Source organism: Bradyrhizobium sp. 41S5 (assembly GCF_011516665.3).
Classification (GTDB): domain Bacteria; phylum Pseudomonadota; class Alphaproteobacteria; order Rhizobiales; family Xanthobacteraceae; genus Bradyrhizobium; species Bradyrhizobium quebecense.
This window is the reverse complement of record NZ_CP083721.1, coordinates 7,249,253-7,264,981: the sequence shown is the minus strand read 5'-3', so window position 1 is coordinate 7,264,981 and position 15,729 is coordinate 7,249,253. Positions and strand designations below refer to the sequence as shown.

Annotated in this window: 13 protein-coding genes and 2 pseudogenes; 7 read left to right on the top strand and 8 right to left on the bottom strand. The window is 58.9% G+C overall.

Translation table 11 applies throughout. The annotated features are described in order from the left end of the window. Positions 1 to 68 precede the first annotated feature (68 nt). Positions 69 to 359: a hypothetical protein gene (locus HAP47_RS34945; RefSeq protein ID WP_173637249.1), complete on the bottom strand. Its 291-nt coding sequence runs from the start codon at positions 357 to 359 to the stop codon at positions 69 to 71. Here HAP47_RS34945 and HAP47_RS34940 point away from each other — a divergent pair. From HAP47_RS34940 to ltrA, 4 genes and pseudogenes are all read left to right on the top strand, one after another. Continuing rightward, complete coding sequence (locus HAP47_RS34940; RefSeq protein ID WP_173637250.1) at positions 343 to 2,433, top strand: recombinase family protein; 2,091 nt, start codon at positions 343 to 345, stop codon at positions 2,431 to 2,433. The two genes, HAP47_RS34945 and HAP47_RS34940, sit on opposite strands and share 17 nt — an antisense overlap. 34 nt (positions 2,434 to 2,467) lie before the next feature. Then, positions 2,468 to 2,659, top strand: a complete 192-nt coding sequence (gene tnpB, locus HAP47_RS34935; protein WP_173640456.1) for an IS66 family insertion sequence element accessory protein TnpB — start codon at positions 2,468 to 2,470, stop codon at positions 2,657 to 2,659. A gap of 43 nt (positions 2,660 to 2,702) precedes the next feature. Further along, a pseudogene (locus HAP47_RS34930) lies at positions 2,703 to 3,479 on the top strand (IS66 family transposase); the annotation flags it as partial. Between the two features lie 551 nt (positions 3,480 to 4,030). Beyond that, positions 4,031 to 5,281, top strand: a complete 1,251-nt coding sequence (gene ltrA, locus HAP47_RS34925; RefSeq protein WP_173640784.1) for a group II intron reverse transcriptase/maturase — start codon at positions 4,031 to 4,033, stop codon at positions 5,279 to 5,281. A gap of 365 nt (positions 5,282 to 5,646) precedes the next feature. Here the strand turns inward: ltrA and HAP47_RS34920 are convergent, their stop codons facing one another. Continuing rightward, positions 5,647 to 6,651, bottom strand: a complete 1,005-nt coding sequence (locus tag HAP47_RS34920; protein ID WP_173640785.1) for an IS110 family transposase — start codon at positions 6,649 to 6,651, stop codon at positions 5,647 to 5,649. 60 nt (positions 6,652 to 6,711) lie between these two features. Here HAP47_RS34920 and tnpC (HAP47_RS34915) point away from each other — a divergent pair. Next, a pseudogene (gene tnpC / locus HAP47_RS34915) lies at positions 6,712 to 7,476 on the top strand (IS66 family transposase); the annotation flags it as partial. Between the two features lie 469 nt (positions 7,477 to 7,945). On the opposite strand, the gene tnpC (HAP47_RS34910) reads toward tnpC (HAP47_RS34915), so the two are convergent. The 3 genes from tnpC (HAP47_RS34910) to HAP47_RS34900 all read right to left on the bottom strand — a co-directional run bounded on the left by tnpC (HAP47_RS34910) (position 7,946) and on the right by HAP47_RS34900 (position 11,892). After that, entirely contained in the window at positions 7,946 to 9,481 is a 1,536-nt protein-coding gene (gene tnpC, locus HAP47_RS34910; protein WP_173640457.1) for an IS66 family transposase, read from the bottom strand. Positions 9,482 to 9,575: 94 nt separating this feature from the next. Beyond that, positions 9,576 to 9,713 (bottom strand): transposase, encoded by a 138-nt coding sequence (gene tnpB / locus HAP47_RS34905; protein ID WP_231168978.1) that lies wholly within the window; start codon positions 9,711 to 9,713, stop codon positions 9,576 to 9,578. Between the two features lie 88 nt (positions 9,714 to 9,801). Then, positions 9,802 to 11,892: a recombinase family protein gene (locus HAP47_RS34900; RefSeq protein WP_173637250.1), complete on the bottom strand. Its 2,091-nt coding sequence runs from the start codon at positions 11,890 to 11,892 to the stop codon at positions 9,802 to 9,804. Between HAP47_RS34900 and HAP47_RS34895 the strand changes: the two genes are divergently transcribed. Next, on the top strand, positions 11,876 to 12,166 hold the full coding sequence (locus tag HAP47_RS34895; RefSeq protein WP_173637249.1) for a hypothetical protein: 291 nt from the start codon (positions 11,876 to 11,878) through the stop codon (positions 12,164 to 12,166). The genes HAP47_RS34900 and HAP47_RS34895 overlap by 17 nt on opposite strands. A gap of 68 nt (positions 12,167 to 12,234) precedes the next feature. On the opposite strand, the gene tnpB (HAP47_RS34890) is transcribed toward HAP47_RS34895, so the two are convergent. The 3 genes from tnpB (HAP47_RS34890) to HAP47_RS34880 are packed head-to-tail and all read right to left on the bottom strand — an operon-like array spanning position 12,235 to position 13,816. Further along, the gene (tnpB, locus tag HAP47_RS34890; protein WP_231168979.1) at positions 12,235 to 12,480 is read right to left on the bottom strand and encodes a transposase; all 246 of its coding nucleotides are present in this window, start codon (positions 12,478 to 12,480) and stop codon (positions 12,235 to 12,237) included. 50 nt (positions 12,481 to 12,530) lie between these two features. Beyond that, complete coding sequence (gene tnpA, locus HAP47_RS34885; RefSeq protein WP_173637247.1) at positions 12,531 to 12,926, bottom strand: IS66-like element accessory protein TnpA; 396 nt, start codon at positions 12,924 to 12,926, stop codon at positions 12,531 to 12,533. 56 nt (positions 12,927 to 12,982) lie between these two features. Continuing rightward, positions 12,983 to 13,816 (bottom strand): radical SAM protein, encoded by an 834-nt coding sequence (locus HAP47_RS34880; protein WP_173640786.1) that lies wholly within the window; start codon positions 13,814 to 13,816, stop codon positions 12,983 to 12,985. Between the two features lie 988 nt (positions 13,817 to 14,804). Here HAP47_RS34880 and HAP47_RS34875 point away from each other — a divergent pair. Beyond that, entirely contained in the window at positions 14,805 to 15,032 is a 228-nt protein-coding gene (locus tag HAP47_RS34875; RefSeq protein ID WP_173640788.1) for an aspartate/glutamate racemase family protein, read from the top strand. Positions 15,033 to 15,729 lie beyond the last annotated feature (697 nt).

Here is a 15,729-nt window from a genome sequence, read left to right as displayed (position 1 = left end):
CCGCGAAGTTCCCAATTGGATGCTCGACGAAAGCTACTGCGCCGGCATGGCGCTAGGACCGCCGCAGGTCAGTATTGAGGGGCTGAACGAATTTGCTGCTGTTCTGAAGCTTCTGGGCGCGACTCAGGCGTCGGGCGCACAATCCCGTCCTTCTTTGAAGAGGGAGAAAGGACGTGCGGAGAAAAAGCCAATATCGCGAGCCGATGCAACTGGGTCTGGATCTGCGTCTTCGGATTCCCCAGAACCCGCTGGGCGCCAATCCCAAAGGTCTGATCGAGGCGCTCGCCGATCTGTTGCTGGAAGCGGCTGGCGTCGAACCCGCTCAGATGTCGGGAGGTGACCATGAGTGTCAAGATCACACGTGATCACCTCGACCGCGCCGCCGTCGTCTATGTTCGCCAATCGACAATGTCCCAAGTTATGGGGAATCTCGAAAGCCAGCGGCGGCAATATGACCTGGCGCAGGCCGCGGAAACCGCCGGATTTAAGTCGGTGGCGGTAATTGACGATGATCTTGGCCGCTCAGGCTCTGGCAGCACTCAACGGCCCGGATTTGAGCGGCTTGTGGCGATGGTTTGTTCGGGTAACGTCGGTGCCGTTTATTGCATTGAGGCGTCGCGGCTGGCGCGCAATGGACGCGACTGGCATCACTTGATCGACCTATGCGCCCTCGCGGGCGCGTTGGTCATTGATCCCGACGGCGCCTATGATCCGCGGCTTGTCAACGACCGCCTGCTTCTCGGACTGAAGGGAACGATGTCGGAGTATGAGCTGAGCCTGCTTCGCCAACGTGGAATCGCCGCTCGGGACTCTAAGGCCAAGCGCGGCGAGTACCGCTTCATGCTTCCACCTGGATTTTGTTGGAGTGAACTCGGCAAGATCGAAATGGATCCCGACGAACATGTGGCGGGATTGGTTCGACTCGTCTTCACGAAGTTCCGCGAGCTCGGTAGCGCCCGGCAGGTCTTTCTTTGGCTGCGTGCTGCCGACATCAAAATGCCTGTGGTTCTAAAAAACGTTCAAATCTACAAGCTCAGCTGGAAGGCGCCGGCCTATCACACGGTGATGCAGATCCTGCACAATCCGCTCTATGCTGGCGCCTATGCGTTTGGCCGAATCGCCCAGAAGACACGGATCGTGGACGGTCGCGCCCGCAAGGTCAGCGGGTTCAAAAAGCCGCGGGAGGAATGGAATGTTCTCCTGCGCGACAATCATCCCGGCTATGTCAGCTGGCAGGAGTATGAGGACAATCAGAGGCTGCTGCTGGAAAACGCCCACATGAAGAAGAACTGCTCGCGAAAATCGGCGCGCGGGGGACGCGCACTTCTGACCGGATTGATGCGGTGCGGCCATTGCGGGCGGATGATGCGTGTGTTCTACGGCCAGGCCAAGGGGAATGCCCATCGTTATCAATGCCGCGGCGATGACGCCCATGTCGGCGCTGGCCTATGTATCGGCATCGGCGGGGTGCGGGTCGATCGTGCGGTCGCGCTGCAAATCCTTGAGGCCGTCTCCGATCGGGCTGTTGAAGCAGCGATATTGGCGTCCGACCAGGTTGAGCGCTCAAGACAAGAGATCATCACGGCCGTCGAACGGGAGCTTGAAGTCGTACGCTACGAAGCGTCTCTTGCTGCACGCCGATACGAGCTTGTGGATCCGGCCAAGCGCCACGTTGCCCGCGAACTCGAGGCGCGCTGGAATGGCGCATTGGAGCGGGTTGCCGAGCTTGAAGGTCGTGTAAAGGAGCTGCGCACCGCATCGGCGGAAAGTCCCAAGATCGACCGCGCCCTGCTTCTGCAACTTGCGCATGATCTTCCGCGGGTTTGGAATGCACCGTCCACGGACACGCGCACCAAGCAGCGGCTGGTTCACATTGTGGTCCGAGAGATTGTTTGCGATCTCGATAGGAACACCAATGAGGCGGTTCTGCTCATCCACTGGACCGGCGGCCGGCACACGGAGGTTCGCGTTGCTCGCGTTAAGACGGGCCGATATCCGGGCGACATGGCACCGACTGCCGTTGACGCACTTCGTAAACTCGCTGGTCATTGGCCTGATCGAGAGCTCGCCGTGTCGCTCAATCGGATGCGCTGCAAGACCGGCGACGGCGAGACCTGGACGACTGTTCGCGTGCGGGAAATGCGCGAACGCCTGGGCTTGCCGGAATACGACCCCGCATCGTCCGACGGCAAAATGATCAGCCTTGCGAAGGCTGCGGCACACTTTGGAATTTGCGTCGGATCAGCAAAGAGCTTGGTGCTGAAGGACATCTTGCCGGCCACACAAGCAATCAAGGGCTCGCAATGGTTGGTTCCTGTCGACGCGCTGAGCTCGGAAACAGTACGTATAGCGGTGCAGCGCGTGATCGAGCGTCGGCCGAGAAACTACATTGATTATCAATATGATAGAATGATCCGCCTACCCGGTATCTGACAAAGGGACGTACAATGAAACGAGCTGTGCCGACCTGATCAAGATCATCTGGCATGATGGCCAAGGCGCGTGTCTGTTCACGAAGCGGCTGGAGCGAGGCCGCTTTTTGTGGCCATCAATGGCGGACGGCGTTGTGACGATCAGCGTTGCGCAGCTATCCTATCTCCTCTCCGGAATTGATTGGCGGATGCCGCAGGCAACCTGGCGTCCACAGGCTTCCGGTTAAATCGAGCGGGATTTTTTGCGACGAATATGGTTGATTCGTCCTCGTGACGACGCCCGCCGATCCGCTTCCCACCGACCTTGCCGCAGCACACGCGATGATCATTGCGCAGCGCGAGCAGCTGACGCTGGCGAAGAGCGAGGTGACCGTCGGCCGGCTGGAGATCGAGCGGCTGAAGCTGATGCTGGCCAAGGCACGGCGAGAACAGTTCGGGCAATCTTCTGAGCGCGGCAAGCTGCTGGTCGAGCAGCTCGAACTCGCCATCGAGGATCTTGAAGAGACCCAGGCTGAGCAGGAAACCAAGGCCGAGCTCGCAGCGCCGGAAGCCGCCAAACAGCAGCGCGTGCAAAATCCACGGCCGCCGCGACGTCCGTTGCCGGACAATCTGCCGATCGAACGCATCGTCGAACCCGCTCCTTGCGTATGTGGCAAGTGCGGCAGCGAGCGACTGCACAAGCTCGGCGAGGTGGTATCGAAGACCCTGGAATGTGAGCCGCGGCGCTGGAAGATTATCGAGCATGTCCGCGAAAAGTTCTCCTGCCGGGATTGTGAGGCAATCACCGAGGCGCCGGCGCCCTCCCATCCGATCCCGCGAGGCTTTGCCGGGCCGAGCCTGCTGGCGATGGTGCTGGTCAACAAGTTCCTGCTGCACCAGCCGTTGAACCGACAGAGCAAGACCTATGCCCGCGAAGGGATCGAGATCGAAGTCTCGACCCTGGCGGATCGGATCGGCGCCTGCGTGGTCGCACTCGATCCCATCATTGAGGCGATCCGGATCCACGTCATGAGCGCGGAACGCATCCACGCCGACGATAGTGTGCTGCAGAAGCACACAGAAAGGATGATCGAAATGATCTGAAAATCTGTGCGCACAAGCTGTGGCAGCGATGAGGGTAGGCCCCTCGGGATCGACTTTCAGGAGTAGGTCTCAAATCACTTCAAGCGGCTTCGCTTAAGAGGCGCGGTCGTGAGCGTTGAAGTTAACGGTCGGGGGAGACCCGAACGGATACGCGTCCGAGAGACGAATGAAAATGAACCCACCGATGAACCGTCGTAACGTGGAAATCGTCGTCAAAACCAGAGGTGTGTCGTCCCTCTGGGATGAGCCCGCCGGAAGCCTGATGACCGGGCGGGTGGCGACCGGCGTTGAGGGGGCGTGAATCGGATGCAGGCGCTGTCGTGGAACTGCAGGAACCAGTCGCTCCGATGGAAAGGGAGAAGCACAAGCGGAGAAGACCGTGAGGCGAGATTACCGACGCGGAGCACTGGGACGGACCGGTCCGTATTAGCGACGAAGGCTCGTAATGGGGCCGGAGCAAAGGGATCGGATCAGGTGGGTTGGCCATCGTCGCAACTGGCAACAGGAGGACGTCGATGAACCAGCCGAGCAAGCCGTTCAACATCGACAAGAGAGAGGTGTACGAAGCATATCTGCAGGTGCGATCCAATGGTGGCGCAGCTGGTGTCGACGGAGTGACGATTGAGCGATTCGAGTCCGACTTGAAGGGAAATCTCTACAAGATTTGGAATCGGATGAGCTCAGGCGCTTACTCGCCACCTGTTCGGGCCGTCTCCATTCCAAAGAAGAGTGGAGGCCAAAGGATCCTCGGGGTGCCCACCGTGGCAGACCGCGTGGCACAGACAGTTGTTAAACATCTGATTGAGCCGGCTCTTGACGCAATCTTTCTGGCGGATTCCTATGGCTACAGACCCGGAAAATCGGCTCTCGATGCCGTAGGCGTCACGCGACAGCGGTGCTGGAAGTATGATTGGGTTCTAGAGTTCGACATCAAAGGATTGTTCGACAATATCGACCACGAGCTCTTGCTACGGGCGATCCGGAAACATGTAACGTGCGCATGGGCGCTGCTCTACATCGAACGATGGCTGACGGCGCCGATGGTGCAAGAGGATGGAACGATAATCGAGCGAAGCCGCGGCACCCCGCAAGGGGGCGTGGTGAGCCCGATCCTCGCCAACCTCTTCATGCACTATGCATTTGATCTCTGGATGGCGCGGACGTTCCCCGATCTCAGGTGGTGTCGGTATGCGGATGACGGGTTGGTACATTGTCGGAATGAGATGGAGGCGCAAAGCGTACGCGAAGCGCTCCAGGCTCGGCTGGCGGAGTGCCACCTGGAATTGCATCCTATGAAGACGAGGATCGTCTACTGCAAGGATGATCGGCGCCGAGGTAAAAGCGAGACGGTCATGTTTGACTTTCTCGGTTATTGCTTCCGGCCACGATCGGTCCTGGGGCCGCATTCGCAGAAGATGTTCTGTGGGTTCACCCCGGCGGTCAGCAAACCAGCGCTGAACGCCATGAGGGCGACGGTCCGAGGCTTGAAACTTCGCAGGCGAACCGAGGTGACGCTGGACGATATTGCTCGCGAGCTGAACCCGATAGTTAGGGGGTGGATCGCTTATTATGGGCAATACACCCGCTCAGCGCTTTATCCGCTGGCGCGCTACATCAACCAGACGTTAGGTATTTGGTTGAAGCGAAAGTACAAGCGCTTCCATCACCGTTTAGGACGCGCGCGTCTCTTCCTGGAGAAGATCGCGCGTGAGAACCGCAGGCTCTTTGTGCATTGGCAACTCGGCGATGGCGGCAAGCTTGCCTGATGGGAGCCGGGTGAGGCGAGAGTCTCACGCCCGGTTCTGCGAGAGGCTGGAGGTGAAATCCCTCCGGCCTACTCACCCGACGGTGCCGGTGCTGGCCAAGCTCAAGACGGTTACCGGCCGGATCTGGACCTATCTATGGACGGTCCCCGCCTTGCAAGGCCATTTGCTTTGTTTCGGCTAACGATCGTTTGCAGCTATCTATCCGGCTTTATGGCAATGCCACGAGCCTTGATGAGATCCGCGGATCGGCGCCCAATTACGTTGGCGAGCTCTGAAGCTCGATAGGTCCAACGGGCTTAGCCGACCCCGGTCCGACCGGTTGCCATCACTCTGCTTTTGCCCTCGCAAACGGAACCACGCCCGATTTATACTTGCGGGCGGTACTCTTCACCATTGGCCATGATGGCCCAAGCGATCCGTGCAGTTTTGTGAGCAAGCGCTACCGTCACGACATTGAAGGGACGCCTGTCGAGCAGCTCTCTTATCCAAGTATTGGGGACCTGATGGATACGGACGCGATGAACGGCCGCTCGGGCGCCATGTATCAGCAACTTACGAATGTAGCCGTCGCCGCGCTTGCTGATACCACCCAACCGCTCTTTTCCCCCGGTCGAATGCTGCTTTGGTACTAGTCCAAGCCAGGCAGCGAAATGCCTTGCCGACGCGAACTGTTGTGGATGGTCGACAGACGCCGCTAGGGCAGTGGCGGCAAATGGGCCGATGCCCGCCACCTTCATGAGACGCCGACAGACTTCATTGTCTTTGGCAGTTGCAAGGATCATCTTTTCGTAGCTTTCAATGTGTAGCTCAAGGTCTTCGATCTGATCGACAAGGATTGAAAGGGCGCTACGCGCGCTCTGTGGAATACGCTCGTCAACGTCCACGAGTGCCATGAGCTCTCTCGCGTTTGCTTTTCCCTTTCCGGTCACGATCCCTAACTCGCCCAAATGACCGCGCAGAGCATTTATCGCGCCTGTGCGTTGTCGAATAAGCAAATCGCGCGTGCGATGTAGCATTAAAATTCCATGCTGCTCGACGGTTTTTACAGGGACAAAGCGCATGCCAGGTCGTTGGACGGCCTCCCAGCACGCCTCCGCATCAGCAGCATCATGCTTGTTTGTCTTCACGTAGGCTCGTACGTAGCGGGCCGGCATAAGACGTGCTTTGTGTCCAAGCTTCATCAGTTCACGAGCCCAATGATGTGCGCTGCCGCAAGCCTCAAGACCAACGAGACAACTTGGAAGCCGTGAAAAGAAATCGAGAACCTTCCCGCGGGCGAGCTTCTTGCGGACGATTTCTCCATCCGCCGTAATCCAATGGATTTGAAACCAGCTCTTCGAGATATCGAGCCCAATTGTCATCATAGCCATAGCTTGTCCTCCTTCTGGGTGCTCTTTCGAGCTTATCAGGGCGGGGACCGTCCATCTCATTACGTTCGCGATGACCGGCCGTTTGGCGGCACGGATCCGCCGGCGGCCCTGTTCTACTACTCACGCAACCGGGCTGGAGAACACCCGCAAAGCCATCTTGCCGGCTATGTCGGCCTCATGCAGGCCGATGCCTTCGATGGGTATAACCAGCTCTACAAGGCCCAAAGGAAGCCAGCTCCGATCCTTGAAGCGGCCTGTTGGAGCCACGGCCGCAGAAAGTTCTTCGACCTGGCGAAATCTGGAGAGGCGCCGATTGCCAGCGAGGCCGTGCGACGCATCGATATCCTGTTCGAGATCGAGCGCACCATCAACGGCAAAACGCCGGAACAGCGGCTTGCGGTACGTCGTGATAAGTCGAGGCCGATCGTCGCCGATCTCGAAATCTGGATGCGTCAGCAGCGAACCTTGCTCTCATCAGGCAACGATACTGCAAAGGCGATCAACTACCTGCTCAACCGTTGGGCGGCGTTCACCCGCTTCCTGGACGATGGTCGCGTCTGCCTCTCGAACAACGCTGCCGAACGAGCCTTACGCGGTGTGGCTGTCGGAAGACGAAATTGGACCTTCGCCGGTTCTGATGCCGGCGGCCATCGCGCCGCCGCCGTCTATACCCTGATCGAAACCTGCAAGATGAACGACGTTGATCCGCAAGCTTGGCTCGCGGATGTGTTGGCCAGGCTTCCAGATCACCCCGTCAACAAAGTCGCCGACCTGCTCCCGTGGAATTGGAAGGCGACCCAACAGTCCAGAGCGGCTGCCGCCTGACCGCCACGGCTGACTGGCGCGCCTGCCCGGGGTGCTGACCGGATGCGTACTACTGAAGCGTAGCTCCTTCTGCTCAGGGCTGACAACGTGAGGCCAAGCAGGACGTAGCGACGCGCAAGATCGTTCGGCGTCAGTGTGATCCCGTGCGATGCTATCGCCTCAGGAACGAAGGAGCGGGCCGAGAAAGCGTGGATGATTGACGAAGCCGCACTCGAATCGACGGCATAGTCCGAGCCGTAGTGATATTGCCCGAAATAGCTTCTGGCGCCAGCTCCTAATCCTAGCAGGGGCGTTCCCTCGAAATCCGAGTTCTCCTGCCGGTAGGCTCGATCGCCAGCGATCTTGGTGAAACGCGTAAAGGATTCCTAGCGGTAACCCTTGGACGCCATCAGAGCAACATTCTGGTCGTAGACCTCATAGTACGCATCCGGTCAGCACCCCGGGCAGGCGCGCCGGTCAGCCGTGGCGCTCAGGCGGCAGCCGCTCTGGACTGTTGGGTTGCCTTCCAATTCCACGGGAGCAGGTCGGCGACTTTGTTGACGGGGTGATCTGGAAGCCTGGCCAACACATCCGCGAGCCAGGCTTGCGGATCAACGTCGTTCATCTTGCAGGTTTCGATCAGGGTATAGATGGCGGCGGCGCGATGGCCGCCGGCATCTGAACCGGCGAAGGTCCAATTTCGTCTTCCGACAGCCACACCGCGTAACGCTCGTTCGGCAGCGTTGTTCGAGAGGCAGACGCGACCATCGTCCAGGAAGCGGGTGAACGCCGCCCAACGGTTGAGCAGGTAGTTGATCGCCTTTGCAGTATCGTTGCCTGATGAGAGCAAGGTTCGCTGCTGACGCATCCAGATTTCGAGATCGGCGACGATCGGCCTCGACTTATCACGACGTACCGCAAGCCGCTGTTCCGGCGTTTTGCCGTTGATGGTGCGCTCGATCTCGAACAGGATATCGATGCGTCGCACGGCCTCGCTGGCAATCGGCGCCTCTCCAGATTTCGCCAGGTCGAAGAACTTTCTGCGGCCGTGGCTCCAACAGGCCGCTTCAAGGATCGGAGCTGGCTTCCTTTGGGCCTTGTAGAGCTGGTTATACCCATCGAAGGCATCGGCCTGCATGAGGCCGACATAGCCGGCAAGATGGCTTTGCGGGTGTTCTCCAGCCCGGTTGCGTGAGTAGTAGAACAGGGCCGCCGGCGGATCCGTGCCGCCAAACGGCCGGTCATCGCGAACATAGGTCCAGATCCGGCCGGTAACCGTCTTGAGCTTGGCCAGCACCGGCACCGTCGTATCGTCGGCGTGGATGCGTTCCGCGCTCATGACGTGGATCCGGATCGCCTCAATGATGGGATCGAGTGCCACCACGCAGGCGCCGATCCGATCCGCCAGGGTCGAGACGTCGATCTCGATCCCTTCGCGGGCATAGGTCTTGCTCTGTCGGTTCAACGGCTGGTGCAGCAGGAACTTGTTGACCAGCACCATCGCCAGCAGGCTCGGCCCGGCAAAGCCTCGCGGGATCGGATGGGAGGGCGCCGGCGCCTCGGTGATTGCCTCACAATCCCGGCAGGAGAACTTTTCGCGGACATGCTCGATAATCTTCCAGCGCCGCGGCTCACATTCCAGGGTCTTCGATACCACCTCGCCGAGCTTGTGCAGTCGCTCGCTGCCGCACTTGCCACATACGCAAGGAGCGGGTTCGACGATGCGTTCGATCGGCAGATTGTCCGGCAACGGACGTCGCGGCGGCCGTGGATTTTGCACGCGCTGCTGTTTGGCGGCTTCCGGCGCTGCGAGCTCGGCCTTGGTTTCCTGCTCAGCCTGGGTCTCTTCAAGATCCTCGATGGCGAGTTCGAGCTGCTCGACCAGCAGCTTGCCGCGCTCAGAAGATTGCCCGAACTGTTCTCGCCGTGCCTTGGCCAGCATCAGCTTCAGCCGCTCGATCTCCAACCGGCCGACGGTCACCTCGCTCTTCGCCAGCGTCAGCTGCTCGCGCTGCGCAATGATCATCGCGTGTGCTGCGGCAAGGTCGGTGGGAAGCGGATCGGCGGGCGTCGTCACGAGGACGAATCAACCATATTCGTCGCAAAAAATCCCGCTCGATTTAACCGGAAGCCTGTGGACGCCAGGTTGCCTGCGGCATCCGCCAATCAATTCCGGAGAGGAGATAGGATAGCTGCGCAACGCTGATCGTCACAACGCCGTCCGCCATTGATGGCCACAAAAAGCGGCCTCGCTCCAGCCGCTTCGTGAACAGACACGCGCCTTGGCCATCATGCCAGATGATCTTGATCAGGTCGGCACAGCTCGTTTCATTGTACGTCCCTTTGTCAGATACCGGGTAGGCGGATCATTCTATCATATTGATAATCAATGTAGTTTCTCGGCCGACGCTCGATCACGCGCTGCACCGCTATACGTACTGTTTCCGAGCTCAGCGCGTCGACAGGAACCAACCATTGCGAGCCCTTGATTGCTTGTGTGGCCGGCAAGATGTCCTTCAGCACCAAGCTCTTTGCTGATCCGACGCAAATTCCAAAGTGTGCCGCAGCCTTCGCAAGGCTGATCATTTTGCCGTCGGACGATGCGGGGTCGTATTCCGGCAAGCCCAGGCGTTCGCGCATTTCCCGCACGCGAACAGTCGTCCAGGTCTCGCCGTCGCCGGTCTTGCAGCGCATCCGATTGAGCGACACGGCGAGCTCTCGATCAGGCCAATGACCAGCGAGTTTACGAAGTGCGTCAACGGCAGTCGGTGCCATGTCGCCCGGATATCGGCCCGTCTTAACGCGAGCAACGCGAACCTCCGTGTGCCGGCCGCCGGTCCAGTGGATGAGCAGAACCGCCTCATTGGTGTTCCTATCGAGATCGCAAACAATCTCTCGGACCACAATGTGAACCAGCCGCTGCTTGGTGCGCGTGTCCGTGGACGGTGCATTCCAAACCCGCGGAAGATCATGCGCAAGTTGCAGAAGCAGGGCGCGGTCGATCTTGGGACTTTCCGCCGATGCGGTGCGCAGCTCCTTTACACGACCTTCAAGCTCGGCAACCCGCTCCAATGCGCCATTCCAGCGCGCCTCGAGTTCGCGGGCAACGTGGCGCTTGGCCGGATCCACAAGCTCGTATCGGCGTGCAGCAAGAGACGCTTCGTAGCGTACGACTTCAAGCTCCCGTTCGACGGCCGTGATGATCTCTTGTCTTGAGCGCTCAACCTGGTCGGACGCCAATATCGCTGCTTCAACAGCCCGATCGGAGACGGCCTCAAGGATTTGCAGCGCGACCGCACGATCGACCCGCACCCCGCCGATGCCGATACATAGGCCAGCGCCGACATGGGCGTCATCGCCGCGGCATTGATAACGATGGGCATTCCCCTTGGCCTGGCCGTAGAACACACGCATCATCCGCCCGCAATGGCCGCACCGCATCAATCCGGTCAGAAGTGCGCGTCCCCCGCGCGCCGATTTTCGCGAGCAGTTCTTCTTCATGTGGGCGTTTTCCAGCAGCAGCCTCTGATTGTCCTCATACTCCTGCCAGCTGACATAGCCGGGATGATTGTCGCGCAGGAGAACATTCCATTCCTCCCGCGGCTTTTTGAACCCGCTGACCTTGCGGGCGCGACCGTCCACGATCCGTGTCTTCTGGGCGATTCGGCCAAACGCATAGGCGCCAGCATAGAGCGGATTGTGCAGGATCTGCATCACCGTGTGATAGGCCGGCGCCTTCCAGCTGAGCTTGTAGATTTGAACGTTTTTTAGAACCACAGGCATTTTGATGTCGGCAGCACGCAGCCAAAGAAAGACCTGCCGGGCGCTACCGAGCTCGCGGAACTTCGTGAAGACGAGTCGAACCAATCCCGCCACATGTTCGTCGGGATCCATTTCGATCTTGCCGAGTTCACTCCAACAAAATCCAGGTGGAAGCATGAAGCGGTACTCGCCGCGCTTGGCCTTAGAGTCCCGAGCGGCGATTCCACGTTGGCGAAGCAGGCTCAGCTCATACTCCGACATCGTTCCCTTCAGTCCGAGAAGCAGGCGGTCGTTGACAAGCCGCGGATCATAGGCGCCGTCGGGATCAATGACCAACGCGCCCGCGAGGGCGCATAGGTCGATCAAGTGATGCCAGTCGCGTCCATTGCGCGCCAGCCGCGACGCCTCAATGCAATAAACGGCACCGACGTTACCCGAACAAACCATCGCCACAAGCCGCTCAAATCCGGGCCGTTGAGTGCTGCCAGAGCCTGAGCGGCCAAGATCATCGTCAATTACCGCCACCGACTTAAATCCGGCGGTTTCCGCGGCCTGCGCCAGGTCATATTGCCGCCGCTGGCTTTCGAGATTCCCCATAACTTGGGACATTGTCGATTGGCGAACATAGACGACGGCGGCGCGGTCGAGGTGATCACGTGTGATCTTGACACTCATGGTCACCTCCCGACATCTGAGCGGGTTCGACGCCAGCCGCTTCCAGCAACAGATCGGCGAGCGCCTCGATCAGACCTTTGGGATTGGCGCCCAGCGGGTTCTGGGGAATCCGAAGACGCAGATCCAGACCCAGTTGCATCGGCTCGCGATATTGGCTTTTTCTCCGCACGTCCTTTCTCCCTCTTCAAAGAAGGACGGGATTGTGCGCCCGACGCCTGAGTCGCGCCCAGAAGCTTCAGAACAGCAGCAAATTCGTTCAGCCCCTCAATACTGACCTGCGGCGGTCCTAGCGCCATGCCGGCGCAGTAGCTTTCGTCGAGCATCCAATTGGGAACTTCGCGGCTAAACCCACGCCGCTCCTCTGTGTAGATGCATTTCAGCTCCTTGCCGCGTCGGAACGGTGCCACCTGAAGCGTCCGCCCAAAAAGCGGATGCCACGGATACGCAATCTTCGCGCTTCGAAGACTGTATGCAGAATGTCGAGTGTTGGGCGCGGCGGCCTCTAAAAACATAGAGATCACCGGCATGCGGATCACGCTTCAAACTCTCCTGGACCAGACGCGCGAGGCTCGGGAAGCCGCGGCGCATATCGGTGTGGCCGGTCGCAAGCCACACCCGCACATTACCCGGTATGGCAATCATCGGCGCTCAAGTACCTCGAGGACCCGCGCCAGCGCTTCTGGATCGACGTGCGAATCCACTCGGATCCGTCGCCGGTTACCGAGGTCGATCTCGATCAATCCAATACGCGCGGCCACTACAGACCGCCCTCGGCTATCACCCGCAGGTAAGAGCTTCGGAGTTTCCTCTGCCTCCGTGGCGGCGATCTGCACCGGCGCAAAAGACGGTGCGACCTGCTCGGATGTCCGCGCTTGACGACGCCAGGTGAACACCAGGCTGGCCGCTACTCCGTTGCGACGTGCAACCGCTGTCACCTTTGCGCCCGGCGCCAACGTCTCCTCGACAATCCGTGCCTTGTCATCCTGCGACCAACGCCGCCGACGCTCCAGCCCGCCCAAAACCTCGACCCGCATCGCCTGATGACCTTAAAGCTAGACTTAAGGTCACACGCTTGGCGAATTACAGCGTGTCAGACAAGACGGCGCCCGCCGGATGCGTACACCTCATACTTATCCGCATCAGAGAAGAATAATTCGGGGGCGTGCGCCTTTGAGGTCATGATGTTTGTCATCGGACGAACAACAACGGGGTAAAGGGAGAGTGTCTGCGACTCGTAGTCGAGCGCGCGGCCAAGCGAAAAGTTCCAGGAGTCGCGAGTTTGACCACGCAGGCCGTAGATCAGATCAAGATTGACGTGGGAAAACCGTTCCGTCAGCGCTTTGATTCCCGCTTCTGCAGTCTCGACCGAATATGGTCTACCTGAGTGCGCAAGCTCGCCGGGTACCATGGTCTGGATGCCCATGCTCATTCGGTTGACGCCAAAGGCCTTCAGGCAATCCAGAAGGTTGTTGTCGAAAGTGTCTGGCGCGCTCTCGACCGTAATCTCACGTTTCCGGCTTCGTTTTGGAAATGCAGCCTCAAGGGCGGCGAAAAGCTCGCGGAATTGATGCTGAGTCAGCAGAGTTGGCGTGCCGCTGCCGAAATAGATACTTACAACCTCTCGATCTCCGAAGTATTCTCCATATCGCGCGATGTGCTCCGCCAATCGAGCAACATAAGACTCCCCCGTCGCCGGGTTTTGACGCGTTGTCAGGAAGAGCGTGCAGTAGGTGCACCGGTAGCGGCAGAACGGTATATGGATATAGATGTTGATGTGCTTAGAACGGCTAGCCTGCTCAACGACATCAGTTATGCGAAGTGGCTGCGGAAAAACCCGATAAGCTCGCTTGGAAGGATAGCCATAGACGTAGGTCGGCAGCTCCTTTTTCGCTATGCTCGTCCGAAGAAAGTCCAGACAATTCATGACCTAACCTATTGATTGCCAAACCCGGTGAATGCCTGAACGCCGTCGTTCGCCGAAGCCCACAAGTTCATGGCTTGTGGTGATTAGCAGCTTCCATGGAAGCTGCTAATCTGTAGTCCGTACGGCGTTTTCGTCACTTGTGTTCATCGGGTCTAGCCGTGCGGCTTACGTGTAAGAGACCAGTCTAGCCGTACGGCTTATATTTAGGAAACCAGACGCCCGCAGATATAACTACACCGGCTGCACCCCGAGAATTCCGCCCACTGCTCCTATGAGGAGCCAAAACCGGCCTCCTGAAGTTGCAGATGCTTCTTCAGCAGTTAATTTTGGTCACACCTTAAGCTGACATATCGATCTTCATTGTTGCTTCCCTTCTCAATGAGAGGAAGAATCAGTGATGGCCGTCGGCAACTCGTGCCGCCGGGCAACGAGAGACACTCAAGAGTCGTGCCAACTGTGGGGGAAGAGACCCCGAAAAGCCGTCGTTCATTCTATTCAACAACTTGACTGCGAGCGCAGCACCCCGTCGGTCGAGCATCATGTGTCGCAGACGCGATAGCCGAGCAACTGAAAGCAGCGCAAGTCACGTCGGGAGAGCTGCAACCGGAAGCGGTGGGGGCGTTGGAAGACCAACGGCGTCGAACAGCAGGCCGCATGCTGTGACGCCGATGATCATGTAGTGGTCCTCATGTCCCGCGAAAAACCCCGGAACTTCTCGATGCCAGCTACCATGTGATCCTCTCCAAGAGATGTTCTTGCCGCCATGGAGACACGTTCGTCACGGTGAACCTATGCGTGCCGCTCATCCACATCATCGATGTGACCGGAGCAGCTCTCGTCACTGCGAGCATCAAGCGGGCGCTGTTGCTGGCCACGCTCTACACAATGGAGCAGCCGTTCCATTGTGACCGACTGCGTGAGCGGTTCGATCTTTCGCCGATCGTGCCCGACGAGAAGGATCGGAGCCGGATCCACAATGTTGTTTTCAATGAACTTTGCGGCGGTTGTCATTTCGGATCAGCAGGACTTTATTGAAATCATCGCGCGCGGTCGCGCAAGAGGCGCCGATGCGGTCATCCTCGGCTGCACCGAGATCGGCCTGCTGATCGGGCCGGAGCATACACAGCTGTCGCTGTTCGATTCGGCCAAGCTGCACGCCAAGGCGGCAGCTGACTTCGCCGACGGCAAGCCGCCTGCCGGCGCCGTTTTCAGTTGAGCCGCACAGAGGCTGTCCCACGATGACAGCTGATCGAGCGCCACGATATTCGCTCAGCTCTCATTTGCAAAGTTGCGCCGAGGTAGAATAGCATTGATCCGAGATCTGCGCACTCGATGGTGTGTGCTTGGTAAGTCCGCCCAGACCACTTGCAGTATGAGCCATTTCAGCCCAGTGATCGAAGACGTCGGTTGTCCGAAGCCCGACGTCGGTATCCAGACAGCGCGCCGAGAGGTGCCGCGATTCGTCAAAAACGGCGGTCGGCGTCACTGGCACGTCGGTTGCTCGATGTGCCGAGCATCCGCTGCGGCGACTATTGCGATCTCGCGGCACCTGATCTGTGAGTCAGATGAAACTTGCTCGTTCATTTCAAGCGGTCAGCGAGCTGCATCGGAGACGCAGCCTCGCCTGGCAAGCTCTCTATCTTCCGGTGCGGCTTCGGTCCTGCGCCGAGGATGAGATTGCTCTGTACGGTATCGACGAATGGTGATCCTAAACGTGCTACGCACAATTCGAGCAACTTGCTGTGAACAGTGCCTCAAGTCGTTCTGGCAAAGGTCCACCTGCGCCGGAGATCGACAGTCCGAGGCTTTGAGGATTGTAGTCATCTGCAGATCGGAGACCGTACGTAAATGACCATTGAGCCGATCGAGGATAATTGGCGGCTTGAAGAGGAATCGAGGCGACGAGACGAGAT